At 61.6% G+C, this 24205-nt stretch carries 23 protein-coding genes; 15 read left to right on the plus strand and 8 right to left on the minus strand.

The annotated features are described in order from the left end of the window. Positions 1-119: 119 nt before the first annotated feature. From HX875_RS04950 to antA, 4 genes are all read right to left on the minus strand, one after another. Positions 120-1520, minus strand: coding sequence for an amino acid permease (locus HX875_RS04950; protein WP_177025780.1), 1401 nt, complete (start codon positions 1518-1520; stop codon positions 120-122). A 71-nt stretch (positions 1521-1591) separates the two neighbouring features. Then, positions 1592-2599: an anthranilate 1,2-dioxygenase electron transfer component AntC gene (gene antC, locus HX875_RS04955; protein ID WP_177042131.1), complete on the minus strand. Its 1008-nt coding sequence runs from the start codon at positions 2597-2599 to the stop codon at positions 1592-1594. Positions 2600-2726: 127 nt separating this feature from the next. After that, the gene (gene antB, locus HX875_RS04960; protein ID WP_177042133.1) at positions 2727-3218 is read right to left on the minus strand and encodes an anthranilate 1,2-dioxygenase small subunit; all 492 of its coding nucleotides are present in this window, start codon (positions 3216-3218) and stop codon (positions 2727-2729) included. After that, on the minus strand, positions 3218-4609 hold the full coding sequence (gene antA, locus HX875_RS04965; protein ID WP_177042134.1) for an anthranilate 1,2-dioxygenase large subunit: 1392 nt from the start codon (positions 4607-4609) through the stop codon (positions 3218-3220). The genes antB and antA overlap by 1 nt, the downstream gene beginning before the upstream one ends. 312 nt (positions 4610-4921) lie before the next feature. On the opposite strand from antA, the gene HX875_RS04970 reads away from it, so the two are divergent. Further along, on the plus strand, positions 4922-5920 hold the full coding sequence (locus HX875_RS04970) for an AraC family transcriptional regulator (protein ID WP_177042136.1): 999 nt from the start codon (positions 4922-4924) through the stop codon (positions 5918-5920). Between the two features lie 144 nt (positions 5921-6064). Here HX875_RS04970 and HX875_RS04975 read toward each other — a convergent pair whose 3' ends face one another. Then, on the minus strand, positions 6065-6940 hold the full coding sequence (locus tag HX875_RS04975; RefSeq protein ID WP_088423584.1) for a LysR family transcriptional regulator: 876 nt from the start codon (positions 6938-6940) through the stop codon (positions 6065-6067). Positions 6941-7054: 114 nt separating this feature from the next. Here HX875_RS04975 and HX875_RS04980 point away from each other — a divergent pair, with 114 nt between their 5' ends. From HX875_RS04980 to catA, 3 genes are read left to right on the plus strand one after another with little or no spacing between them, the layout of a single operon-like run. Next, complete coding sequence (locus HX875_RS04980; protein WP_177042138.1) at positions 7055-8179, plus strand: muconate cycloisomerase family protein; 1125 nt, start codon at positions 7055-7057, stop codon at positions 8177-8179. A 16-nt stretch (positions 8180-8195) separates the two neighbouring features. Then, positions 8196-8486, plus strand: a complete 291-nt coding sequence (gene catC, locus HX875_RS04985; RefSeq protein ID WP_010165520.1) for a muconolactone Delta-isomerase — start codon at positions 8196-8198, stop codon at positions 8484-8486. Positions 8487-8528: 42 nt separating this feature from the next. Next, positions 8529-9458, plus strand: a complete 930-nt coding sequence (gene catA, locus HX875_RS04990) for a catechol 1,2-dioxygenase (RefSeq protein ID WP_177042140.1) — start codon at positions 8529-8531, stop codon at positions 9456-9458. A gap of 102 nt (positions 9459-9560) precedes the next feature. Here catA and HX875_RS04995 read toward each other — a convergent pair whose 3' ends face one another. Next, positions 9561-10034 carry an Lrp/AsnC family transcriptional regulator gene (locus HX875_RS04995; RefSeq protein WP_003212305.1) on the minus strand — a complete coding sequence of 158 codons (474 nt, stop codon included), beginning with the start codon at positions 10032-10034 and terminating at the stop codon, positions 9561-9563. Between the two features lie 142 nt (positions 10035-10176). On the opposite strand from HX875_RS04995, the gene kynU reads away from it, so the two are divergent. Then, positions 10177-11427, plus strand: a complete 1251-nt coding sequence (gene kynU, locus HX875_RS05000; RefSeq protein ID WP_177042142.1) for a kynureninase — start codon at positions 10177-10179, stop codon at positions 11425-11427. 132 nt (positions 11428-11559) lie between these two features. Further along, entirely contained in the window at positions 11560-12990 is a 1431-nt protein-coding gene (locus HX875_RS05005) for an amino acid permease (protein WP_177042144.1), read from the plus strand. A 15-nt stretch (positions 12991-13005) separates the two neighbouring features. Here the strand turns inward: HX875_RS05005 and HX875_RS05010 are convergent, their stop codons facing one another. Then, positions 13006-13920, minus strand: a complete 915-nt coding sequence (locus HX875_RS05010; protein ID WP_177042146.1) for a LysR substrate-binding domain-containing protein — start codon at positions 13918-13920, stop codon at positions 13006-13008. A gap of 183 nt (positions 13921-14103) precedes the next feature. On the opposite strand from HX875_RS05010, the gene HX875_RS05015 reads away from it, so the two are divergent. The 5 genes from HX875_RS05015 (at position 14104) to HX875_RS05035 (ending at position 19195) form a co-directional block, all read left to right on the plus strand. Beyond that, positions 14104-14868: a sulfite exporter TauE/SafE family protein gene (locus HX875_RS05015; protein WP_177042148.1), complete on the plus strand. Its 765-nt coding sequence runs from the start codon at positions 14104-14106 to the stop codon at positions 14866-14868. Positions 14869-14984: 116 nt separating this feature from the next. Beyond that, positions 14985-15575: an NAD(P)H-dependent oxidoreductase gene (locus HX875_RS05020; protein WP_177042150.1), complete on the plus strand. Its 591-nt coding sequence runs from the start codon at positions 14985-14987 to the stop codon at positions 15573-15575. A 41-nt stretch (positions 15576-15616) separates the two neighbouring features. Then, positions 15617-16513: a LysR family transcriptional regulator gene (locus HX875_RS05025; RefSeq protein ID WP_177042152.1), complete on the plus strand. Its 897-nt coding sequence runs from the start codon at positions 15617-15619 to the stop codon at positions 16511-16513. A 104-nt stretch (positions 16514-16617) separates the two neighbouring features. Then, the gene (locus HX875_RS05030; protein ID WP_177042154.1) at positions 16618-17511 is read left to right on the plus strand and encodes an NAD-dependent epimerase/dehydratase family protein; all 894 of its coding nucleotides are present in this window, start codon (positions 16618-16620) and stop codon (positions 17509-17511) included. Between the two features lie 238 nt (positions 17512-17749). Then, positions 17750-19195 carry a SulP family inorganic anion transporter gene (locus HX875_RS05035; RefSeq protein WP_177042156.1) on the plus strand — a complete coding sequence of 482 codons (1446 nt, stop codon included), beginning with the start codon at positions 17750-17752 and terminating at the stop codon, positions 19193-19195. A 252-nt stretch (positions 19196-19447) separates the two neighbouring features. Here the strand turns inward: HX875_RS05035 and HX875_RS05040 are convergent, their stop codons facing one another. Beyond that, positions 19448-19840 carry a lysozyme inhibitor LprI family protein gene (locus HX875_RS05040; protein WP_177042157.1) on the minus strand — a complete coding sequence of 131 codons (393 nt, stop codon included), beginning with the start codon at positions 19838-19840 and terminating at the stop codon, positions 19448-19450. A 193-nt stretch (positions 19841-20033) separates the two neighbouring features. Between HX875_RS05040 and HX875_RS05045 the strand changes: the two genes are divergently transcribed. The 4 genes from HX875_RS05045 to HX875_RS05060 are packed head-to-tail and all read left to right on the plus strand — an operon-like array spanning position 20034 to position 24176. After that, the gene (locus tag HX875_RS05045; RefSeq protein WP_177042159.1) at positions 20034-21437 is read left to right on the plus strand and encodes a GntT/GntP/DsdX family permease; all 1404 of its coding nucleotides are present in this window, start codon (positions 20034-20036) and stop codon (positions 21435-21437) included. Positions 21438-21452: 15 nt separating this feature from the next. Next, positions 21453-22313 carry a MurR/RpiR family transcriptional regulator gene (locus HX875_RS05050; protein WP_177042161.1) on the plus strand — a complete coding sequence of 287 codons (861 nt, stop codon included), beginning with the start codon at positions 21453-21455 and terminating at the stop codon, positions 22311-22313. A 1-nt stretch (position 22314) separates the two neighbouring features. Then, positions 22315-23778, plus strand: a complete 1464-nt coding sequence (locus HX875_RS05055) for an N-acyl-D-amino-acid deacylase family protein (protein WP_177042164.1) — start codon at positions 22315-22317, stop codon at positions 23776-23778. A 29-nt stretch (positions 23779-23807) separates the two neighbouring features. Next, the gene (locus HX875_RS05060; protein WP_177042165.1) at positions 23808-24176 is read left to right on the plus strand and encodes a glyoxalase superfamily protein; all 369 of its coding nucleotides are present in this window, start codon (positions 23808-23810) and stop codon (positions 24174-24176) included. Positions 24177-24205 lie beyond the last annotated feature (29 nt).

Consider the following 24205-nt stretch of genomic DNA (forward strand, 5'->3'; position numbering starts at 1 on the left):
AAGCCCCGGAGAACCGGGGCTTTTCATTTGCAATACGATCCAAATGTGGGAGCTGGCTTGCCTGCGATAGCGGTGTATCAGTCACCACCGCTATCGCAGGCAAGCCAGCTCCCACAGGTTTAGCGCACAGCCACAGCCTTCGCGTTATTCAACCGCAACCGGTACGCCACATAGATAATCCCGACCCAAACCGGGATCGCATACACCGACGCCCGCACACCCGGAATCGCCAGCATCACGCAGATGATCATCAGCATGAACGCCAGGCACAGGTAGTTGCTGAACGGGAACCAGAAGGTCTTGAACGACGGCACCACGCCTTGTTCGCCCATGGCCTTGCGGAACTTGATGTGAGTCAGGCTGATCAGCGCCCAGTTGATCATCAGCGAGGCAACCACCAGCGCAAACAACAACTCCAGTGCGTCATGCGGCGCGACGTAGTTGATCACCACGCACAGCAGCGTCACCAGGGCCGAAATACCCAGGGCACGCAGCGGTACGCCTTGCTTGTTGAGTTTCATCAGCGCTTTGGGCGCATCGCCTTGCTCGGCCAGGCCGAACAGCATGCGGCTGTTGCAGTACACGCCGCTGTTGTACACCGACAGCGCCGCGGTCAATACCACGAAGTTGAGGATGTGGGCGGCGGTGTCGTTGCCGATCAAGGAAAAGATCTGCACAAACGGGCTGCCGCTGTAGGCATCGCCCGACGCGCCGAGGGTTTGCAGCAGTTGGTCCCACGGGTACAGCGACAGCAGCACGGTGAGGGCGCCGACGTAGAAAATCAGGATCCGGTACACCACCTGGTTGATCGCCTTCGGGATCACCTTGCGCGGCTCGCTGGCTTCGGCGGCGGTAATACCCACCAGCTCCAGGCCGCCGAACGAGAACATGATGAACGCCATGGACATCAGCAGCCCCATGCCGCCATTGGGGAAGAACCCGCCGTGGCTCCACAGGTTGCTCACCGAGGCTTGCGGGCCGCCGGTGCCGCTGAACAGCAGGTAGCAACCGAGCACGATCATGCCGACAATCGCCACCACCTTGATGATCGCGAACCAGAACTCGGTCTCACCGAAGAACTTCACGTTGAGGGTGTTGATCAGGTTGACCAGCACGAAGAACACCACCGCGCTGACCCAGGTCGGAATCTCCGGCCACCAGAACTGGATGTACTTGCCCACCGCCGTCAGCTCGGCCATGCCCACCAGTACGTAGAGCACCCAGTAGTTCCAGCCGGCGAGGAAGCCTGCGTAACCGCCCCAGTATTTGTGGGCGAAGTGGCTGAAGGACCCGGCCACCGGTTCCTCGACGATCATCTCGCCGAGCTGGCGCATGATCAGGAACGCGATGAAGCCGGCTACCGCATAGCCCAGGATCATCGAGGGGCCCGCCGACTTGAGCACGCCCGCCGAGCCGAGGAACAGCCCGGTCCCGATCGCCCCTCCCAAGGCAATCAGCTGAATATGCCGGTTCTTCAGGCCACGCTTGAGGCCTACCGGGTTAACCATGTCATCCGCCATTAACATTCCCTTCTACTTGTTTTTTTCAGGGTTGATCGCACACCGAACCAGCCCCTCATACCGCTGAGGGGTCAGATATTACTCTCGGTAAACTTTTCGTAATACAGCTGAACGTCATCAAGTGCCTGATCCAGCAGCCATTGTTTGATGGATTCGACCATCGGCGGCGGCCCGCACACATACATATCTGCCGATCGATCCCGCAATTCGGCCAGGTCGAAATGCTCGGTGAGGTAGCCGCGTTTGCCGGGCCAGTCGGGTGGCGGGTCGCTGAGGACTTCGGTGTAGCGAAAGCCCGGGATTTTTTCGGCGTAGGCTTTTATGCGTGTGGCCTCGCACAAATCTGCCGCACCGCGCACGCCGTAGTACAGGTGCACCGGCTGCTGGCAAGCGTTGGCGGCCAGTTCATCGAGCATGCCCAGCAGCGCCGACAAGCCGGTGCCGCCGGCCACCAGTACCAACGGTTGGGTGACATGCCGCAGGTAGAAGGCGCCCAGTGGCGCTTCCAGCAGCAGCTCATCGCCGACCTGGCAGCGTTCGCGGAGGTAATTGCTCATCACGCCATCGGGCAGCAGGCGAATCAGGAACTGCAACTGATTGCCCGGGCGGTTGGCGAAGGAGTAGGAGCGCCAACTGTCGGTGCCGGGGATCGACAGTCGGGCGTATTGGCCCGGCAGGAAATCCAGTGGGGTTTCAAGCTCCAGGTGCAGGATCGCCGTGCTGGCCGAGACCTGCTGCACCGCGCTCACCGTGCTGCGAATCTGTACCGGCCCCGGTGCGTTGCACAGGCTGGAATCAAAATCGAAATAAAACGCTGCGTCGGATTGGACCCGGGTCTGGCAACTGAGCATTTTGCGTTGTTGCAGGTCGAGGCTGGAGAGGGCTTCCTCGTCCACATAGTCCTGAGTGAAATTGCCCGACTCGCACCGGCCCTGGCAGGTGCCGCACACGCCTTCGCGGCAGTCGAGCGGGATCTTGATGCCATTGCGCAAGGCAGCATCCAGCAGGATTTCATTGGCGCCCACCGGGAAAAACAGGGTCTTGCCGTCGGCAAAACTGAAGGCCACTTTGTGATTCATATGATCGCTCTCTAAAACGCCGCGTAGCAGCTGTCGAGCCTTGGCGAGGCTGCGTCGGCGGCGCATCTGACACTCCGCAGACGCAGCCTCGCCAAGGCTCGACAGCTGCTACGGGGGGGTGAGGTGTTCACAGGTGATAGAAATCCAGCACCGAATTGATGGTGTCGTTGAGCAACAACGCATGCTTGCGGGTGATCAACCAACTGTCGCCATCAGGCTTGAGGCTGTACGTGGCGCTGCCATAAAACTGCTCCGACGTCGCCAGTCGATAGAACAGCGTGTGCCAGTTCAGCTTCACTTCCAGCAGCCCGTCTGCCTGCTCGGCAATCCGCACGTTATTGATCAAATGCAGCGTCCTCGGCATCGGCGTGGCCGACGCCGCCTTGCCCGTGCGCAGGCGAAACACCCGATCCTCCAGCCCCGAACGGTTGGCGTAATAGATCAACGACATTTCGCGCTTGGGGTCGCGGGTGTAGACGTGTTCCGAATCCCATTGCGGCAGGTGCAACTCACTCTGCGGGTCGAACAGCTGCACGTAGGCGTCCCAATCCTGGGCATCGCACAGCTCGGACTTGCGATAAAAGAACTGCTCGATCCGGTACTGCAATTGCGCATTCATCATTCCACCTCCCGCAGTTTCAGGGCTTGGGCATCGAGCCCGTCCAGCAGGAACTTCTGCCAGTTGCGATGCTGGTTGACGTACAACCCTTCGTGGGTGAATTCGGTGCCGGTCATCGCCGGCTGGATACCGATGGATTCACTGTTGGGCGTCGGCCCGGTTTCCCAGCGATGGCTGCCCCGGGAGATATCGCTCCAGCGCTCCAGGCGACCCTGGAAGCCGCGCTGGGCTTCGCGAAATTCCACCAGGTCATCCGGCGTGCCCATGCCCGAGACGTTGAAGAAATCCTCGAACTGGCGAATACGGTTTTCACGGTCGGCGTCAGACTCGCCTTTCACCCCCAGGCACTGGCTGATGATCTCGGTCTTGTTCCAGGCGATAGGGCGGATGATCCGCAACTGCGAGCTGATCTGGTCGAGAAAGAACAGGCTCGGATAGATATTCAGGTTGCGCAGGCGGTGCATCATCCACTCGGCTTTTTGCTGGCCGTGTTCTTCGATCAGGCGCGGCATGATGGTGGCGTAGCCCGAGCGCACGGTGGGGTTGGGCATGTCGCTGAACAACAGGCTGTGGCCGTTGTTGAAGGCGAACCAGCCGTCGTCGGTGTTGGCATCACCGGCGCCGAGCTTGCTGTAGTCCAGGGTCGTACCGGAACCTGTGCCGTTCTCGGTGTTGACCTGCTGGCGGTGCTGCACGGTGGCCACGTAGTTGTAGTGCACGGTGCTGACGTGATAACCGTCCAGGCCGTTTTCGTTTTGCAGTTTCCAGTTGCCGTCATAGGTGTAGGCGGATTTGCCCGGCAGCACTTCCAGCTCACCGGTGGCCGACTGCGCCACCATCATGTCGAAGAACACTTTGGCATCGCCCAGGAAGTCTTCCAGGCGGTTGGTGCCGTTCACGTCCAGGCTGATGAACACAAAGCCCTTGTAGCTCTCGATCCGCGCCTTCTTCAGGCCGCGAGTGGCCTTGTCGAACCCTTCCGGGTATTCGCCCGGCGCCTTGACCTTCACCAGCCGGCCGTCGCTCTTGTAGCACCAGGCATGGAACGGGCAGGTGAAGGTGGACTGGTTGCCTTTGCCGACGCGCGTCAGGGTGGTGCCGCGATGCTGGCAGGCGTTGATCAGCGCGTTGAGCTGGCCTTCGCCATCGCGGGTGATGATCATCGGCTGGCGCCCGGCGCGCATCGTCATGAAGTCATGTTTGTTGGCCAGTTCGCTTTCGTGACAGGCGTAGATCCAGTTCTTTTCGAAGATCAGCTCCATCTCCAGATCAAACAGTTCCGGCTCGGTGAACATGTCCCGGGCGATGCGGAACACTTCATCCACCGGACGAAAATCCAGGCAGCCTTCGATAAAACTTTTCCACTGCTCGACGCTTCTTGCACCACTCATGGGAGGCACCTTTTTGATAATGGCTAAACGGGTAGGCCATTAAGGGGCTGCGGCGGGGCGGCGGGCTATCCGGTTAATGGGGGAAGGTGGGCCAGTTAGTTGGGCACGAAATACCCACGGCGGTGCAGGGAGGTGGCGCAATGCGCTACTGTCTTGCAAGGTGATTGTCGGAAAAGTCTGCTTGTTATCCACTTAGTCGACGGTTGCTATCCACCCAGTGGCGATCCCGCTGGCGTGGCGCAAAACTTGCTGTTGCTCTACCAGGACGCGCCGTCAGAGCGCGCCGACCACAATTGCCGTGGGTGCCCCGTGATGAGTAGCAATACACGCGATATACGTATCGAGCGCTTCGACCTTGAAGGCGCTTGCAGCTGGATGTCCGGCATTTGCGGGCCGCACCGGCTGCAAACCGCGACGCCGGAGCGCATCCGCTTTCACCACAGTGCCAATGTGTTCAAGTCCCGCGCCACGACGCTGGGGATTATCGAGTACGGCACCGACGTCACCATCGACATCGAAGACGCCGAGCACTTCAGCAGCTACAGCCTGACCCTGCCGCTGGTGGGCGAGCAGGAGCTGAGCAAGAACGGCGTGCGGCTCAGCTCCAACCGCGACCAGGGCGTGATCATCTCGCCCAACGAGCATCAGGTGCTGGAGATCTCCGGCGACTGCCGCAAGCTGCAAGTGGTGATCACCCGCGCGGCCATGAGCGAATCCCTGGAAAGCCTGCTGCAACGGCCGATTGAGGCGCCGCTGCGCTTCGAGTCGGCGATGGACGCGGTGGACGGTGCCTCCGCATCGTGGTGGCGCATGGCGCGGTATTTCATCGCCGAACTGGAACGCAGCAGCGAGCTGTATGACCAGGTGGCGTTTACCCGGGACCTGGAAAGCTCGCTGATCAAGGGCCTGATCCTGGCCCAGCCGAACAACTATTCCGAAGAACTGCGGGACGTGCTGGGAGTGAAGCTGCCGCACTATCTGATTCGGGCCCGGCAGTACATTCACGACAACGCGCGGGAAGCGGTGCACCTGGAGGATCTGGAGGCGGCGGCAGGCGTGTCGCGGTTCAAGCTGTTCGATGCCTTCCGCAAATACTTCGCCCTGTCGCCCATGGCTTACCTGAAGAAATACCGCCTGGGTGCCGTGCGCCAGCAAATCCTCGAACACGGCTCCACCCGCACCATCTCCGAGATCGCCCTGGGCTGGGGCTTTACCCACCTGGGACGGTTTTCGGCCGAGTACCGCAAGCTGTTCGACGAGTCCCCCAGCCAGACCCTGCAACGCAACGACGCCCGGCGCATGCGTGGCTGAACACACGACTCAAAACCGATGGAGATCCCCTGTAGGAGCTGGCTTGCCTGCGATAGCGGTGGATCAGCTTGCACCTTCTTTTCCGAATCACCGCTATCGCAGGCAAGCCAGCTCCCACAGGGGATCTGTGGTGGTTGTGAGACCTCAGATCAACTCTTCGACCAATTGCAGACAATGATTGAGCCCCGGCGACTGGTCGTTGATCCGCCGGCTGAGAATGATCGGCGACGTAGCGGTGGCTTCCACCACCGGCGTGTAGCCGATATCTGCGCGATGCAGCACCTGCACCGAAGCCGGCACCAGGGTCACGCCCATGCCCGCGCCGACCAGGCCGATGGCGGTCTGCAACTCATTGGTCCACTGCGAAACCTTGAGGCTCAAGCCATGGGCGTCGAACAGTGCGATCACATGGTCGGCATAGCTCGGCCGTGGGTTGCCGGGGTAGAGCACGAACGGTTCTGCAGCCAACTGCGCCAGGGTTGCCGGGGCGCCGAGCAAGGGATGCCCGGCCGGCAGCACCGCCACCAGCCGGTCCTCCACCAACACCCGCTGCACAATGGCCGGGTCGTCGATGCGAATCCGCCCGAAGCCCACGTCAATTCGCCCGGCCTTGAGGGCTTCGACCTGTTGCAAAGTAGTCATTTCCGACAAACCCAACTCCAGCTCCAGGCCATCGTGGCTGCGCAGCCGCCGGATCAACTCCGGCAGCACGCCATACAGCGTCGACGGCGCAAAACCGATGCCCAGCCAGGTCTTTTGCCCAAGGCCGATGCGCCGGGTGTTGTCGCACACCTTGCCCAGTTGCTCCAGCAGCACATTGGCGTGCTCATAGAAAAACCGCCCGGCCTCGGTCAGCCGCAACGGCCGCCCGCGTTCCAGCAGGACCACACCCAGTTCGTCCTCCAATTGCTGGATCTGCCGGCTCAACGGCGGCTGGGCAATGTGCAGGCGTTCGGCGGCGCGGGTGAAATTGAGGGTTTCCCCCAGCACCTGGAAGTAACGCAGATGGCGCAGTTCCATAAGGACTCCATTCATACCTTAAGGGTATTGTTCGAGACCAATTCTATATTGGAAGCCAGAAAAAATGAGGAACAGAATCAGGCCAAATCTATAAAGAACCCAACGGGTATTGCCATGCCGATTTGCGCCATCGAGTCGATCGAGACCATCATCGTCGACCTTCCTACCATCCGCCCGCACAAGCTGGCGATGCACACGATGCAGAACCAGACCCTGGTGATCATCCGCGTGCGCTGCGCCGACGGCATCGAAGGCATTGGTGAATCCACCACCATCGGCGGCCTGAGCTACGGCAATGAAAGCCCCGACAGCATCAAGATCAACATCGACCGGCACTTCGCGCCGCTGCTGCTCGGCCAGGACGCCAGCAACATCAACGCCGCCATGTTGCGCCTGGAGCGCAGCATTCGGGGCAACACCTTTGCCAAGTCGGGTATCGAAAGCGCCTTGCTCGATGCCCTCGGCAAGCGCCTGAACCTGCCGGTCAGCGAACTGCTCGGCGGCCGCGTGCGGGACGCCCTGCCAGTGGCCTGGACCCTGGCCAGCGGCAACACCGAAAAAGACATCGCCGAGGCCGAGAAGATGCTCGACCTGCGCCGCCACCGCATCTTCAAACTGAAGATCGGCGCCGGAGAAGTCAGCCAGGACCTGGCCCACGTCATCGCGATCAAAAAAGCCCTGGGCGAGCGCGCCAGTGTGCGGGTCGACGTCAATCAGGCCTGGGACGAAGCCGTGGCCCTGCGCGCCTGCAAGGTGCTGGGCGACAATGGCATCGACCTGATCGAACAACCCATTTCACGCAACAACCGTGGCGGCATGGCCCGCCTCAACCTGTCGAGCCCGGCGCCGATCATGGCCGACGAATCCATCGAATGTGTGGAAGACGCCTTCAACCTGGCCCGCGAAGGCGCGGCTTCGGTGTTCGCCCTGAAGATCGCCAAGAACGGCGGCCCGCGTGCGGTGTTGCGCACTGCCGCGATTGCCGAAGCCGCGGGCATCGGCCTGTACGGCGGCACCATGCTCGAAGGCGGTATCGGCACCCTGGCCTCGGCCCATGCCTTTCTCACCTTGAACAAACTGGCGTGGGACACCGAGCTGTTCGGCCCGCTGTTGCTCACTGAAGACATCCTGGCCGAGCCGCTGGTGTACCGCGATTTCCACCTGCATGTCTCCACCGCTCCGGGCCTGGGCCTGGCCATCGATGAAGAGCGCCTGGCGTTCTTCCGTCGCGATAAATAACAAGAGGACACTTGCGATGTTGTTCCACGTAAAAATGACCGTGAACCTGCCCGTCGACATGAACCCCGAGCGCGCCGCCGCGCTCAAGGCTGAAGAAAAAGCCTTCTCGCAGCGGTTACAAGAGCAAGGCAAATGGCGCCACCTGTGGCGCATCGCCGGGCTGTATGCCAACTACAGCGTGTTCGATGTCGACAGCGTGCAGGAACTGCATGACCTGTTGATGCAGCTGCCGCTTTATCCTTACATGGCCATCGAAGTGAATGCCCTGTGCCGGCATCCATCGTCGATCCGTGAGGATGATCGCTGAGTCTGTTTTTTCACCTAATAATTACAAGATGAGGATTGCACCATGACCATCCGACTTTCCCAGACTGCTCACGCCCAACAGTTTCTCGAAGAAGCCAGCGGCAACCTGAACGACGGCGGCAACCCACGGGCCAAGGCGCTGATCTACCGGATCCTGCGGGACACGGTGAACATCATCGAAGACCTGGAAGTGACCCCGGAAGAGTTCTGGAAGGCGGTCAACTACCTCAACGAACTGGGCAAGAACCAGGAAGCCGGCTTGCTCGCGGCAGGCCTGGGCCTGGAGCATTACCTGGACATGCTGATGGACGCGGCGGACGAGGAAGCCGGCAAATCCGGCGGCACCCCGCGCACCATCGAAGGCCCGCTGTATGTGGCCGGCGCGCCGCTGTCCAAGTACGAAGCGCGGCTGGATGACGGGCAGGACCCGGGTGTGCCGCTGTTCATGCAGGGCCAGGTGCGCGACACCAATGGCAAGCCGCTGGCGGGGGCGATTGTCGATGTGTGGCAGGCCAATACCGGCGGCACGTATTCGTGGTTTGACGGCACGCAGTCGGAGTTCAACCTGCGTCGACGGATCGAGACCGATGCTCAGGGCAACTATCGTTTCCGCAGCATCGTGCCGTCGGGGTATGGCTGCCCGCCGACCGGGCCGACCCAGCAGTTGCTGGACCAGTTGGGCCGCCACGGCCAACGGCCGGCGCATATCCACTTCTTCATCTCGGCCCCGGGCCATCGGCACCTGACCACGCAGATCAACCTGTCGGATGATCCGTACCTGCACGATGATTTTGCCTATGCGACGCGGGATGAATTGATCGCCGAGATTCGCTTCAGCGAAGACGCACACCTGGCGAAGGAGTTTGGTGTGGAAGGGCAGTTTGCGCAGATTGATTTTGACTTTGAGTTGCAGCCTGCGGCGGCGCCGGTGGAGCAAAAGCGCATGCAGCGAGTGCGCGCGCTCGAAGACTGAATGCGGTAAAAATGTGGGAGCTGGCTTGCCTGCGATAGCGGTGGTGAATGAAACACCGCTATCGCTGGCAAGCCAGCTCCTACAGGGGTTGTGGTGTTCGTGCTATTTGCGGACAACCAGATCCAGCAAATCATCCCGATCCTTGATCTTCTGCAACACAATCTCCGAACGAATATCCATCACCCCCGCCGTGCGGTTCAGGTGGTTCACGATAAAGTCCGAAAAGTGCTTGAGGTTACGTGCCTGCACCCGCAGCACATAATTACTCGCCCCGGTAATCACATACGCACTGGCCACCTCCGGCCACCCCTGCACCTTCTTGATAAACGTCTCGTGCCAATCCTCCACATCCTGGCGCAACGACAGGTGGACGATAGCCTCCAGCTCAATTCCCAACTGCTCGGCGTTCAACACCGCCCGATAACCACTGATGATTCCCTCGCTCTCCAGCAGGCGCAAACGCCGCAGGCAGGCCGATGGCGACAGGGCGACTTTCTCCGCCAGTTCCTGGTTACTGATACGGCCATCCTGTTGCAGGAAATGCAGAAGGCGCAGGTCGGTGGCGTCGAGAATCATGGTTAGAATAAATCCGCGTGTTTGGAGGTTAAATTCGAATTTCCTACAGCTTAATTAGCCTGTTGCCCACCACTTTGCACGAAAATTCTCTAAAGCTTCGTTCATTATTTGGCTCATTGTTACTACAAGAACAGGACTGACCATGACCACCCGCACCCATTGCCTGACCCTCGACGCCCAGGATCCGCTGGCGCCGCTGCGTAACCAATTCGCCTTGCCGGCCGGGGTGATCTACCTCGACGGCAACTCCCTCGGCGCGCGCCCGGTGGCAGCGCTGGCGCGGGCGCAAGCGGTGATCGCCGAGGAGTGGGGCAATGGCTTGATCCGCAGCTGGAACAGTGCTGGCTGGGCCGACCTGGCCCAGCGCCTGGGCAATCGCCTGGCGCCGCTGATCGGTGCCCGCGACGGTGAAGTGGTGATCACTGATACCACCTCCATCAACCTGTTCAAGGTGCTCAGTGCGGCCCTGACCGTGCAGCGCGAACGTGCGCCAGGCCGCAAGGTGATCGTCAGCGAAGCGAGCAATTTCCCCACCGACCTGTACATCGCCGAAGGCCTGACCGAACTGCTGCAACAGGGCTACTCCCTGCGCCTGGTCAACAGCCCGGACGAACTGCCCCAGGCCATCGACCAGGACACAGCGGTGGTGATGCTCACCCACGTCAATTACAAGACCGGCTACATGTACGACATGCAGGCCCAGACCGCGTTGAGCCATGAATGTGGCGCGCTGGCGATCTGGGACCTGGCGCATTCGGCGGGCGCGGTGCCGATCGACCTGCATCAGGCGGGCGCCGATTACGCGATTGGCTGCACCTACAAGTACCTCAACGGCGGGCCGGGCTCCCAGGCGTTTGTGTGGGTCAGTCCGACGCTGGTGGATGCGGTGACGCAGCCTCTGTCGGGCTGGTTCGGGCATACCCGGCAGTTCGCCATGGAATCGCGTTATGCGCCGAGCCAGGGAATCGCCCGCTACCTGTGCGGTACCCAGCCGATTACCTCGCTGGCGATGGTGGAATGTGGCCTGGATATTTTTGCCCAGACCGACATGGCCAGCCTTCGTACTAAATCCCTGGCGTTGACCGACCTGTTTATCGCGCTGGTGGAGTCCCGTTGCGCCGCCCACGAACTGACCCTGATCACCCCGCGTGAACATGCCCGGCGTGGCAGCCATGTCAGCTTCGAGCACCCGGAAGGTTATGCAGTTATCCAGGCCTTGATCGCCCGTGGCGTGATTGGTGATTATCGCGAGCCGCGCATCATGCGGTTTGGGTTTACTCCGCTGTACACCAGCTTTACCGAGGTCTGGGACGCAGTGGAAATCCTTGGCGAGATTCTTGACCAGAAAACCTGGGACCAGCCGCAATTCAAAGTTCGCCACAGCGTCACCTGATACAACACAAAACCCTTGTAGGAGCCCGGCTTGCCGGCGATGGCGTCCGTAAGATCGCCATCGCCGGCAAGCCGGGCTCCTACAAGGGGCATTAACATCGTGTGCAATCACAATAATAAAGGGGCACGCCACGTGACCACGCCAGACCAAGGCTTTGCCGAAATAACCAATCGCGAACTGGGCCTGCGGCGCCAGCTCACTTCCGGCCAGATGAGCATGATCGCCATCGGTGGCGCCATTGGCACCGGGCTGTTCATGGGCAGCGCCTACGCCATCGGCTATGCCGGGCCCAGCGTGCTGGTCAGCTACGCCATCGGCGCGCTGATCACCTTGCTGTTGATGGGCTGCCTGGCGGAGATGACGGTGGCGCATTCCACCTCGGGCTCCTTCGGCGCGTATGCCGAGTTCTACGTCAGCCCGCTGGCCGGTTTCCTGGTGCGTTATGCGTACTGGGCGGCGATTGTGCTGGCGGTGGGCGCCGAGGTCACGGCAGTGGCGATGTACATGAAGTACTGGTTCGCCAACGTGCCGGAGTGGGTGTGGATCGTCTCGTTTTCCAGTGTGTTGATCGTGCTCAACGCCATCAGCGTCAAGACCTTCGGCAACTTCGAATACTGGTTCTCCACGATCAAGATCAGCGCCATCGTCGGCTTCATCATCCTCGCGGTGTATGTGGTGTTCGGCTCCGGCAATCCGGATTACGGCGTGCAGAATTACACGGCCCACGGCGGCTTTTTCCCGAACGGGTTGAGCGGCATGTGGATCGCGGTGATTGTCTCGATCTTCAGCTACCTGAGCGTGGAGATGATCGCGGTGGCCGCCGGTGAAGCAGCCGACCCGGAGCAAGCGGTGAAGAAAGCCTTCCGCGCAACCATCGTGCGGCTGGTGGTGTTCTACCTGCTGACCCTGGCGCTGATGTTGGCCATCGTGCCGTGGAACCAGGCCGGGCATGCCCAGAGCCCGTTCGTCACGGTGATGCAGACCATCGGGATTCCCGGCGCCACGGGGGTGATGAATTTTGTGATCCTGATCGCGGCCTTGTCGGCGATGAACAGCCAGCTCTACATCACCACCCGCATGATGTTCAGCCTGTCCCGCGCCGGGTTTGCGCCCAAGTCCATGGGCGCCTTGAGCAAGAGCGGGATCCCGCTGAACGCCTTGCTGCTGTCCAGCTCGGGCATCGCCCTGGCGACGCTGCTGAATGTGGTGTACCCGGAAAGCTCGTTCACCCTGATGATGGCGATCTCGATGTTTGGCGCGATCTTCACATGGTTCATGATCTTCCTCACGCACCTGTTTTTCCGCCGCTATCGCAAGCGTCACTGCGGAGCGAAGTTGTCGTTCCAGCTGGCGCTGTTTCCCTACAGCACCCTGCTGGGCCTGGTGTTGATGGGTGCGGTGATGATCACCACGTTCTTCACCGACGCGTTCAAGATGACGCTGGTGTTCGGGGTGCCGTTCCTGCTGATTCTGTCGCTGGTGTATTACGTATTTTTCCGCAAGGGCCGCCAAAACCCTGTAGGAGCGAGCTTGCTCGCGAAAAACCCGAGGGCGCCGGGTTAAATCAGAAAACCCGCGTTATCGTTGACGTTCTTCGCGAGCAAGCTCGCTCCTACAGGGGGAGAGGGCGTTTAGCAGTTGGGTGGCGTAACCCGGCAATTGCTTGAACTCGCGGGCGCATAACAGCAGCTTGCGACAGGCCCACTCCTCGGTCAGGGGTTGGGCCTTGAAGCGCCGCACCAATGGCCAGCGTTCCAGCGCCGCCTGAGGCACGATCCCCAGCCCGGCGCCCCGGGCGACCATGCGAATCAACCCGTCAAAACCGTCCGCGCGGATGCGTGTCTGCAAGCGAAAGCCGGCGTGCAACGCTTGTTCTTCCAGGTACACCGCCAGCGCGCTGCCGGCGGCCAGGCCCACATAGTCGTGCTGCAAGCTGTCGATGAAACTCACGGTGCGTTCGGCCAAGGGATGATCCAGCGGCATGATCAGCACCAGCGGGTCGTCGCGAAAGGGCAGGGTTTGCAGGCCGTGGGTGTCCACCGCATCGGAAATAATTCCCAGGTCTGCTGTGCCCTGGCGCAAGGCTTGGGTGATGCGCAGGCTCGGCAGTTCCTGCAGGTCGATGTCTAGGTTGGGGTGCTCGTGCAGAAAATCCGCCAGCAGTTCCGGCAGGTATTCGCTCAGGGCAGTGGTGTTGCACAGCAGGCGCACCTGGCCTTTGACGCCGTTGGCGTATTCGGCGAGGTCTTGCTGCAGGTGTTCGGCTTGCTGCAACAGCAGGCGGGCGTGACGGGCCAGGGCTTTGCCTGCCGGGGTTGGGGTGACGCCTCGGCGGCCACGCTGCAGGAATTCGATGCCCAGTGAAGCTTCCATCGCCCGAATCCGCGCGCTGGCCGCCGCCAGGGACAAATGGCTGCGGCTGGCGCCGGCGGTGATATTGCCGGTGTCGAGGATGTGCAGGTAGAGGCGCAGGTCGATCAGGTCAAAGTGCATGGGCTGCAGGTTCCGGGTGAATGGGCCGGCCTCATCGCAGGCAAGCCAGCTCCCACAGTTGGAATGCGATCCACTGTGGGAGCTGGCTTGCCTGCGATGGCGTCATCAGCCTCATGCAAAACAAGAGGCTGCCTCAGTATATGGCGAATTTTCAGACATCACCCAAACCCGCAAAATCAACCCATGAATACTTTACTCGCGTTCTACCAAACCCTCGGCCCGGCCCTGACATTACTGGTGATCGGCACGTTTATGCTGGCCGGTACCGTCAAGGGCGTGATCGGCCTGGGCCTGCCCACCGTCGCCATGGGCATGCTCGGCCTGGCTATGTTGCCGGCGCAGGCTGCGGCGTTGCTGATCATCCCGTCCACCGTCACCAACCTCTGGCAACTGGCGTTCGGCGGTCACCTGAGCGCCTTGATCAAACGCCTGTGGCCGATGCTCCTGCTGATTTTCCTCGGCACCGGGCTGGGCTCGTTGTGGCTGGGCATGGACGGTGGGCATTGGGTGGTGCGGGCGTTGGGCGGGGCGTTGCTGGTGTATGCCTTGAGCGGGTTGCTGCTGCCGACGTTCAAGGTCAGCCCGGCTACCGAGCGCTGGCTGGGGCCGTTGTGCGGCGTGCTGACCGGGGTCATCACCTCGGCCACTGGCGTATTCGTGATTCCGGCGGTGCCGTATCTGCAAGCCTTGGGCTTGAGCCGCGATCAACTGGTGCAGGCGCTGGGCTTGTCGTTCACCGTCTCGACCCTGGCTCTGGCCGCCGGTTTGTTCTGGCGCGGCAGCCTGGGCGGTGGCGAGTTGAATGCCTCGCTACTGGCGCTGGTTCCGGCGCTGCTTGGGATGTGGCTGGGCCAGGCCCTGCGCCAACGCATCAGTGCCGTGTTGTTCAAGCGCGTGTTCTTTATCGGCATGGCTGCGCTGGGTGGGCATCTGCTGATCAGTGGTTAAGAATGCGTTATTGATTCGTGCGATTTGATCAAATGTATTTTGCCTGCCCGACGCTTATTCCAAAGCGCCGACCCCGTTACCCTGCCTTCAGACATTTTTAATCTTTAGGCATCTTCATGAAAAAAGTTCTGCTGCTCAACGGTGGTAAAAAATTCGCCCACTCCGACGGTCGCTACAACAGCACCCTGCATGAAGCCGCCCTGGCCGTGCTCGACCGTGGCGGCGTCGACGTCAAGGAAACCCACATCGACGCTGGCTACGACGTGGCCGAAGAAGTCGCCAAGTTCCTCTGGGCCGACGTGATCATCTACCAGATGCCCGGCTGGTGGATGGGCGCCCCATGGATCGTCAAGAAGTACATCGACGAAGTCTTCACCGAAGGCCACGGCAGCCTGTACGCCAGCGACGGCCGCACCCGTTCCGACTCTTCGCAGAAATACGGCAGCGGCGGCCTGGTCCAGGGCAAGCAATACATGCTGTCCCTGACCTGGAACGCCCCGCAGCAAGCCTTCGACGACCCTACCGACTTCTTCGAAGCCAAGGGCGTGGACGCGGTCTACTTCCCGTTTCACAAGGCCAACGAATTCCTCGGCATGACCGGCCTGCCGACCTTCCTGTGCGTGGACGTGATGAAGCGCCCGGCCATCGAAGCCGACGTGGCGCGTTATGAGCAGCATCTGGCCCAGGTGTTTAACCTGAGTCTGTAATGCGGCTAGTATCCGTGCAGCCGCTATAAAGAGGATTCACGTTGAAAGCCCGATCCGATGAGCTACAGATCTTCGTCTGCGTGATTGAATGCGGGTCGATTTCCGCCGCAGCCGAACAGGTCGGGCAGACGCCGTCAGCGGTCAGCCGCACCCTGTCGCGCCTGGAAGCCAAGCTCGACACCACCCTGATCAACCGCACCACCCGGCGCATGGACCTGACCGAGGAGGGCAAGTACTTCTTCGAGCGGGCCAAGGTGATCCTCGAGCAAATGGACGACCTGGAAGAGCGCCTGTCGTCGCGCCAGCAAACCCCGTCGGGGCGCTTGCGGATCAACGCGGCGTCGCCGTTCATGCTGCACGCGATCGTGCCGTACATCGCCGAGTTTCGTGGCCTGTACCCGGACATCCAGCTGGAGCTGAACAGCAACGACCTGATCATCGACCTGCTGGAGCAGAGCACCGACATTGCGATCCGCATCGGCGCCCTGGCGGACTCGACCCTGCACGCCCGCTCCCTGGGTTGCAGCCCGCTGCATATCCTCGCCAGCCCGGCGTACCTGAAACAGCACGGCACCCCCGGCACCGTTGCCGAACTGGCCGAACACACGTTGCTCGGCTTCACCCAGACCGAAACCCTCAACCACTGGCCGCTGCGCCATGTGCACGGGGATCGCTGGCAGATCCAGCCGGGCGTTGCCGCTTCCAGCGGTGAAACCTTGCGTCAGCTGGCGCTGGAAGGGCAGGGCATCACCTGTCTGTCGGACTTCATGACCGCCCAGGACATCAAGACCGGACGCCTGATACCGGTGCTGGCGGAGTTCAATAGCGGCTATCGCCAGCCGATCAACGCGGTGTACTACCGCAACTCGCAATTGGCCTTGCGCATCCAGTGCTTCCTGGACTTTATCCAGGGCAAGCTGGTCAGCTACGCCAGCTGATTCGTGACCCCTGCGCAAGATTGAATTGGGCAATACGGACTTATTCCGCATGGATAGGTCCGCAATACTGAGCCCATCAATTACTCACGCAGGGAGACACCTCCATGAACGTATTCATCACCGGCGCTGCCGGTTTTATCGGCGGCTCCATCGCCACTGGCCTGGTCAACGCCGGCCACACAGTCACCGGTTTGGTGCGCAGTGCCGAGCAGGCTGAAGAAATGACCGCACTGGGCATCACCCCGGTAATCGGCACGCTGGATGACGGTGCGCTGCTGACCGAGCAAGCGAAGAAGGCTGACGCCGTGATCAACGCTGCCAGCAGCGACCATCGTGGCGCTGTCGAAACCTTGCTGGCCGCGCTGCGCGGTTCCAACAAAACCTTCCTGCACACCAGCGGTTCGAGCATCGTCGGTGATGCGTCGGGCGGTAAGTCGAGCGATGTCATCTACTTTGAGGACAACCTGCCGGAGCCGACCGTCGACAAGGCTGCCCGGGTGGCCATCGACAATCTGATCCTGGCTGCCGCCAAAGACGGCGTGAACTCGGCAGTGATCTGCAACACCCTGATCTACGGCCACAGCCTGGGCGTGAAGCGTGACAGCGTGCAATTGCCGCGCTTGCTCAAGCAGGCGCGCAAGAGTGGTGTAGTGCGTCATGTGGGCACTGGCCAGAACATCTGGTCCAACGTGCACATTGAAGACGTGGTTGCGCTTTACCTGCTGGCGCTGGAAAAGAATGTGCCGGGTACTTTCTACTTTGTGGAGAGTGGCGAAGCGGCGTTTGTCGACATGACCACCGCGATTGCCGAAGCGCTGAAGCTGGGCAAGCCCCAGGATTGGCCATTGGCGGATGCCGAGGCCGAGTGGGGTTATGAGATGGCCAACTATGGCTTGGGCTCCAACAGCCGGGTGCGTGGCAAGCATGCGCGGGAATTGCTGGGGTGGGCGCCGAAGCGGACCTCCGTAGTCGAGTGGATTCGCAACGAGATGGTGTGATGCCAGGCTGCGTGGTCCCTGTTTTTTGTGGCGAGGGAGCTTGCTCCCGCTGGACTGCGCAGCAGTCCCAAACCGGTTGTCAAAATTGAACTGAAACATCGCAATATTCTTTTTAGGGCTGCTTCGCAGCCCAGCGGGAGCAAGCTCCCTCGCCACAGGATTGGCCACAATCGCTGGCTCCGCAGCGCCCAATTCCGTACCATCCCCAGCCTTATCCCCGCAACTCCCCGGTACTTCAATGAACCTCACCCGTCTGCGCGCCGACGCCCTGGCCGGACTCACCACGTCTTTTGCCTTGCTGCCCGAATGCATCGCCTTTGCCCTGGTGGCTCACCTCAACCCGCTGATGGGCCTCTACGGCGCATTCATCATCTGCACCCTCACCGCGCTGTTCGGCGGCCGGCCCGGCATGGTCTCCGGTGCCGCCGGTTCGATGGCGGTGGTGATCGTCGCGCTGGTGGTGCAACACGGCGTGCAGTACCTGCTGGCCACGGTGCTGCTGGGCGGGTTGTTCATGGTCGCCTTCGGCCTGTTACGCCTGGGCAAGCTGGTGCGCATGGTGCCGCACCCGGTGATGCTCGGGTTCGTCAACGGCCTGGCGATCATCATTGCCCTGGCGCAACTGGAACACTTCAAGAGCGGTGACAGCTGGCTCAGCGGCACGCCGCTGTATGTGATGACCGGGCTGGTCGCGGCAACCATGGCCATCGTCTACCTGCTGCCGCGCCTGACCCGCGCCGTACCGCCGGCCCTGGTGGCGATCCTCGGCGTCGGTTTGGCGGTGTACCTGCTGGGCCTGCCAACCCGCACCCTGGGCGATATGGCCCACATTGCCGGCGGCCTGCCGAGCTTCGCGTTGCCGCAGATTCCCTGGACCCTGGAAACCCTGCACATCATCGCGCCCTACGCGATCCTGATGGCCATGGTCGGCCTGCTGGAAACCCTGCTGACCCTCAACCTCACCGACGAAATCACCGAAACCCGTGGCTACCCGGATCGCGAAAGCGTGGCCCTGGGTGCGGCGAATATGGTCTCGGGCCTGTTCGGCGGCATGGGCGGCTGCGCGATGATCGGGCAAACCGTGATCAACCTCAGCTCCGGCGGGCGCGGGCGTTTCTCCGGGGTATTTGCCGGGGTGATGATCCTGCTGTTCATTCTGTTTCTGTCACCGCTGATCGAGCGTATTCCGCTGGCAGCGTTGGTGGGGGTGATGTTCGTGGTGTCCCAGCAGACGTTTGCCTGGGCTTCGTTGCGGGTGATCAACAAGGTGCCGCTCAACGACGTGCTGGTGATCATGGCGGTGACGGTGATTACCGTGTTCACCGACCTGGCGACGGCGGTGCTGTGCGGGATTGTGATTGCGGCGCTGAACTTTGCCTGGCAGCAAGCGCGTGAGTTATATGCCGATGAGCATATGGAGCCGGACGGCAGCAAACTCTATCGGGTGCACGGCACGCTGTTCTTTGCCTCGACCACGCCGTTTCTCAACCGGTTCGACCCGGCCAACGACCCGGTCCAGGTGACGCTGGATTGCCGTCACTTGAGCTTTGTCGATTACTCGGCGATTGCCGCGCTGATGACCCTGCGGGAGCGCTATACCAAGGCTGGCAAGCACCTGCGGGTGCTGCACCTGTCCGAGCGCTGCCGCAAACTGCTCAAGCGCGCCCGGGTACAGCACGACTGACCGCAGAGGTGCGATTGCGTAGCAGCTGTCGAGCCTTGGCGAGGCTGCGTCTGCGGTGTGCCTGACACACCGAAGTCTGAGGTTTTACGACTGCTGCTCCGCAGAGGTGCGATTGCGTAGCAGCTGTCGAGCCTTGGCGAGGCTGCGTCTGCGGTGTGCCTGATACACCGAAGTCTCAGGTTTTACGACTGCTGCGCAGCCGAACGCGGCCTCGTTCTACTCGACCGCTGCTACGCAGGGTGTGCTTGACCATCAGGGCCCGACCAGGTTTTCCAGCTCCTGGGCGCGGGTCTGGGTCATGTCCAGTACGCAGCCGGAACCGTTGACCTGGTCAATGGTGCCGCCGGTGGCCGAGCCGATGAAGCCGCAATTGGCATCACGAAATTTGATCCACTGGCGCTGCACATCCTGCAATTGCTGTTTACGGGTGCCTTCCATGGCCGTCATGGCAGCTTTGTAGGCGGTGTTCAGGCGCGCGTCCTGAACCTTGGTTTCCTTGGTGTTGCAATCGACCATGTCGGCGGTGGTGTTGGCGCCGTCCATGCATTTTTTCAGCGCCGGGTTCTCGTCGGCCGACGCCGTGCCGCACAAAGCCAGCAGCAGTGCGCTGGCGGCGAACGGAACAAGCAGGTGTTTACGATTCATTCTGGGTTTTCCTGGTCATGAGTCGGTGTGCAGTCTAAGACTCGGCCTGCGCCGTTGAGTTTCCAGCCCCGGGGATCTTCATGTAAGAACGCCCCCCGAATTTTCATTCACTGGCCCCGGGCATGTCCCTGCGCGACAAGGCTTATCCGTGGGCGAAAATTACTTTCATGAAAATTGAAAATCCACCTCGGTAATGATTTATGACTTTCACAACCTATTCGACGTGACCCTTTCCGAGGAGTACCGCATGGCCGCATCACCGGGGTATTGGCTGTTGATCTACGCCGCCATCGCCATCATTGCATTGATCGTATTGATCGCGCGTTACCGGCTCAACCCGTTTATCGTCATCACCCTGGTGTCCATCGGCCTGGCGCTGTTGGCCGGGATGCCGGCGGACACGATCATGGGCTCCTACGAGGCGGGCGTCGGCAAGACGCTGGGGCATATTGCGCTGGTGGTCGCGCTGGGGACGATGCTCGGCAAGATGATGGCCGAATCCGGCGGCGCCGAGCAGGTGGCGCGCACGCTGATCAACCGGTTCGGCGAGCGCAACGCGCACTGGGCGATGGTGTGCATTGCGTTCCTGGTGGGGCTGCCGCTGTTTTTCGAGGTCGGTTTTGTGTTGCTGGTGCCGATCGCGTTTACTGTGGCGCGGCGGGTGGGCGTATCGATCCTGATGGTCGGTCTGCCGATGGTAGCGGGCCTGTCGGTGGTGCATGCGCTGGTACCACCGCATCCGGCGGCGATGATGGCGGTGCTGGCCTATAACGCGTCGGTGGGGCAGACGGTGCTGTATGCGATTTTGATCGGCATACCCACCGCAATCATTGCCGGGCCGCTGTACGCCAAATTTATCGTGCCGCGCATTCACCTGCCGGCGGAAAACCCGCTGGAACGCCAGTTCATCGACCGCGAACCGCGCACCCGTTTGCCGAGTTTCGCCCTGACCATGGGCACCATCCTGTTGCCGGTGGTGCTGATGATGATCGGTGGCTGGGCCAACCTGATTTCCACGCCGGGTACCGCGTTCAACCAGTTCCTGTTGTTTATCGGCAACTCGGTGATCGCGTTGCTGGTGGCGACCCTGGTGAGTTTCTGGACCCTCGGCCTGGCCCAGGGTTTCAACCGCGAATCGATCCTCAAGTTCACCAACGAATGCCTGGCGCCGACCGCCAGCATCACCTTGCTGGTGGGCGCGGGCGGCGGCCTTAACCGGATCCTGGTAGACGCTGGCGTCACCAATGAAATCCTCGGCTTGGCGCATGCCTTCAATTTGTCGCCGCTGGTGATGGGCTGGCTGTTCGCCGCGTTGATGCGCATCGCCACCGGCTCGGCTACGGTGGCCATGACCACCGCCTCGGGCGTAGTAGCACCCGTCGCCATGGGCCTGGGTTATCCCCACCCGGAATTGCTGGTGCTGGCCACCGGTGCGGGCTCGGTAATCTTTTCCCACGTGAACGACGGCGGCTTCTGGCTGATCAAGGAATACTTCAATATGACGGTGATCCAGACCTTCAAGACCTGGACCGTGCTGGAGACCCTGATTTCAGTGGTCGCCTTCGGTCTGACTTATGGCCTGTCCTGCATTTTGTAACCCGGAGCCGAACCGATGGACATCCTCTACCAGATCCGCGCCCGCCAGGATTCCTTCAGCGCCGGCGAAGGGCGTATCGCCAAGCTGATGCTCGATGACGTCGGCTTTGCAGCGTCCGCCAGCCTGGAAGAGTTGTCTCAACGTGCCGAGGTCAGCACCGCCACCTTGTCGCGCTTTGCCCGCAGTGTCGGGTGCCGTGACCTGCGCGACCTGCGCCTGCAACTGGCCCAGGCCAGCGGGGTTGGCAGCCGTTTCCTCGACCCGGCGGGCCTGCCTGAGCAGTCGGCGTTTCACCGGCAGATTCTCAGCGATATCGAGGCGACGTTGCGCCGGCACTTGTCCGGTTTCAACCAGCGCAGTTTTGTCGACGCCGTGAGCCTGCTGGGCAATGCGCGGATGATCCACGCGTTCGGCATGGGCGGGCCGTCGAGCCTGTGCAGTGACGAGTTGCAAGTGCGCCTGGTGCGCCTGGGCTACTCGATCGCCGCCTGCCACGACCCGGTAATGATGCGCGTGACCGCCGCCACGCTGGGCCCGGAACATGCGCTGATCGTCTGCTCCCTGACCGGCATCACCCCCGAGGTATTGGGCGTGGTGGCGCTGGCGCGCAACTACGGCGCAAAAATCATCGCCATCACCCTGCCGGACTCCCCGCTGGCGCAGTTGGCCGACGTGCTGCTGCCGCTGCAACCGGCGGAAACCAGTTTTATCTACAAGCCAACGGCGGCGCGCTACGGAATGCTGTTGGCCATCGACGTGCTCGCCACCGAGCTGGCCCTGGCCATGCCGGACGACAACCAGGAACGCCTGCGACGGATCAAGCTGGCCCTGGACGATTATCGCGGCGGCCCCGACAGCCTGCCGCTTGGAGACTGAAATGAAGTACCACACGCTGATCCGCCAGGCTTTGATCATTGATGGCAGCAACACCCCCGGCTATGTCGCCGATGTGGCGTTGCGCGAAGGGCGTATCGAGAAAATCGGTGACCTGTCCCAAGACACTGCCGAGCATGAAATCGACGCCACCGGGCGCGTGTTGGCGCCGGGGTTTATCGACGTGCACACCCACGACGACACGGTGGTGATTCGTCACCCGCAGATGCTGCCCAAGCTCAGCCAGGGCGTGACCACGGTGATCGTCGGCAACTGCGGCATCAGCGCTTCGCCGGTGAGCCTGCGGGCTGATCCGCCGGACCCGATGAACCTGCTGGGCAAACGTGAGGCCTTCGCCTATCCGCGTTTTGCCGATTACCGTGCCGCGGTGGAAAACGCCCACCCGGCGGTGAACGTGGCGGCGCTGATCGGCCACACGGCCCTGCGCAGCAACCATATGGACGACCTGCAGCGCACCGCCACGCCCGGCGAAATCACCGCGATGCGCGCGCAGTTGCAGGAGAGTCTCGCGGACGGTGCCCTGGGGTTATCCACCGGCCTTGCGTACGCCAGTGCGTTCAACGCCGAGACCGATGAAGTGCTGCAGCTGAGTGAAGAACTCACGGCGTTCGGCGCGGTGTACACCACGCATTTGCGCAGCGAATTCGAGCCGGTGCTGGAGGCCATGGACGAGGCGTTTCAGATTGGCCGCCACGCCAGGGCGCCGGTGATCATTTCCCACCTCAAGTGCGCGGGCGCCGGTAACTGGGGTCGCAGCCCGCAACTGTTGGCCTCGCTGGAACACGCGGCGAAGACCCATCCGGTGGGCTGCGATTGCTATCCCTATGCGGCCAGTTCTTCGACCCTGGACCTCAAGCAAGTCACCGATGCGTTTCGTATCACCATCACCTGGTCCACGCCGCATCCGGAAATGGGCGGGCGGGACCTGCAGGACATTGCCGCCGAGTGGGCAGTGCCGCTGATGGACGCGGCCCGTCGCCTGCAACCTGCCGGCGCGGTGTATTACGGGATGGATGAGACGGATGTGCAGCGCATCCTGGCGCATCCGCTGTCGATGATTGGCTCGGATGGTCTGCCGGAAGATCCGTTCCCTCATCCACGCTTGTGGGGCGCGTTTCCACGGGTGCTGGGGCATTTCAGCCGGGACCTTGGGTTGTTCCCGCTGCACACCGCGGTGCACAAGATGACCGGCTTGTCGGCGGCGCGTTTTGGCCTGGCCGAACGCGGTGAAATTCGCGAAGGGAACTGGGCGGACCTGGTGTTGTTTGATCCGTTGCGGGTGCGCGATGTGGCTGACTTCAAGGAACCGCAGCGTGCGGCGCAAGGGATTGACGGTGTGTGGGTCAACGGCGTGCTGAGCTACAGCGACGGGCAGCCCAACGGCCAGCGGCCCGGACGATTCCTGGCGCGCAGCGGGGATTTGCGTAAAGGGTTTGCGGCTTTATAGTGGCCGCTCTCAAACACGGAGCAATCGCCATGCACTTAGGAAAAGTCACCCCCATTCTGCGCAGTTTCGACGAGGCCAAGACGCTGGAGTTCTACGTCGACTTCCTGGGGTTCAAGGTCGATTGGCAGCACCGGTTTGAAGACAATTTTCCGTTGTACCTGCAGGTGTCGCTGGGGGAATGCCTGCTGCACCTGTCCGAGCACCATGGCGACTGCTCGCCGGGTGCGGCGGTGCGGATTCAAGCCCGGGGCCTGGAGGCGTACCAGCAGCAGTTGCTGGCCAAAAACTACCGCAACGCCAAGCCCGGAATTGAAGACACGCCGTGGGGCAGTCGTGAGATGAGCATCAGCGACCCGTCGGGGAACCGGTTGGTGTTTGTCGAAGAAGTAGCGGTTTGAACCCGTTCTGATGTGGCGAGGGAGCTTGC

It is taken from the genome of Pseudomonas yamanorum (assembly GCF_013386765.1).
GTDB classification, from domain to species: Bacteria; Pseudomonadota; Gammaproteobacteria; order Pseudomonadales; family Pseudomonadaceae; genus Aquipseudomonas; species Aquipseudomonas yamanorum_A.

Bases quoted from the DNA above. Each gene is read 5' to 3' on its own strand.
- HX875_RS04950 (WP_177025780.1), bottom strand. From the start codon at position 1,520: ATGGCGGATGACATGGTTAACCCGGTAGGCCTCAAGCGTGGCCTGAAG.
- antC (WP_177042131.1), bottom strand. From the start codon at position 2,599: ATGAATCACAAAGTGGCCTTCAGTTTTGCCGACGGCAAGACCCTGTTT.
- antB (WP_177042133.1), bottom strand. From the start codon at position 3,218: ATGAATGCGCAATTGCAGTACCGGATCGAGCAGTTCTTTTATCGCAAG.
- antA (WP_177042134.1), bottom strand. From the start codon at position 4,609: ATGAGTGGTGCAAGAAGCGTCGAGCAGTGGAAAAGTTTTATCGAAGGC.
- HX875_RS04970 (WP_177042136.1), top strand. From the start codon at position 4,922: ATGAGTAGCAATACACGCGATATACGTATCGAGCGCTTCGACCTTGAA.
- HX875_RS04975 (WP_088423584.1), bottom strand. From the start codon at position 6,940: ATGGAACTGCGCCATCTGCGTTACTTCCAGGTGCTGGGGGAAACCCTC.
- HX875_RS04980 (WP_177042138.1), top strand. From the start codon at position 7,055: ATGCCGATTTGCGCCATCGAGTCGATCGAGACCATCATCGTCGACCTT.
- catC (WP_010165520.1), top strand. From the start codon at position 8,196: ATGTTGTTCCACGTAAAAATGACCGTGAACCTGCCCGTCGACATGAAC.
- catA (WP_177042140.1), top strand. From the start codon at position 8,529: ATGACCATCCGACTTTCCCAGACTGCTCACGCCCAACAGTTTCTCGAA.
- HX875_RS04995 (WP_003212305.1), bottom strand. From the start codon at position 10,034: ATGATTCTCGACGCCACCGACCTGCGCCTTCTGCATTTCCTGCAACAG.
- kynU (WP_177042142.1), top strand. From the start codon at position 10,177: ATGACCACCCGCACCCATTGCCTGACCCTCGACGCCCAGGATCCGCTG.
- HX875_RS05010 (WP_177042146.1), bottom strand. From the start codon at position 13,920: ATGCACTTTGACCTGATCGACCTGCGCCTCTACCTGCACATCCTCGAC.
- HX875_RS05015 (WP_177042148.1), top strand. From the start codon at position 14,104: ATGAATACTTTACTCGCGTTCTACCAAACCCTCGGCCCGGCCCTGACA.
- HX875_RS05020 (WP_177042150.1), top strand. From the start codon at position 14,985: ATGAAAAAAGTTCTGCTGCTCAACGGTGGTAAAAAATTCGCCCACTCC.
- HX875_RS05030 (WP_177042154.1), top strand. From the start codon at position 16,618: ATGAACGTATTCATCACCGGCGCTGCCGGTTTTATCGGCGGCTCCATC.
- HX875_RS05035 (WP_177042156.1), top strand. From the start codon at position 17,750: ATGAACCTCACCCGTCTGCGCGCCGACGCCCTGGCCGGACTCACCACG.
- HX875_RS05040 (WP_177042157.1), bottom strand. From the start codon at position 19,840: ATGAATCGTAAACACCTGCTTGTTCCGTTCGCCGCCAGCGCACTGCTG.
- HX875_RS05045 (WP_177042159.1), top strand. From the start codon at position 20,034: ATGATTTATGACTTTCACAACCTATTCGACGTGACCCTTTCCGAGGAG.
- HX875_RS05050 (WP_177042161.1), top strand. From the start codon at position 21,453: ATGGACATCCTCTACCAGATCCGCGCCCGCCAGGATTCCTTCAGCGCC.
- HX875_RS05055 (WP_177042164.1), top strand. From the start codon at position 22,315: ATGAAGTACCACACGCTGATCCGCCAGGCTTTGATCATTGATGGCAGC.
- HX875_RS05060 (WP_177042165.1), top strand. From the start codon at position 23,808: ATGCACTTAGGAAAAGTCACCCCCATTCTGCGCAGTTTCGACGAGGCC.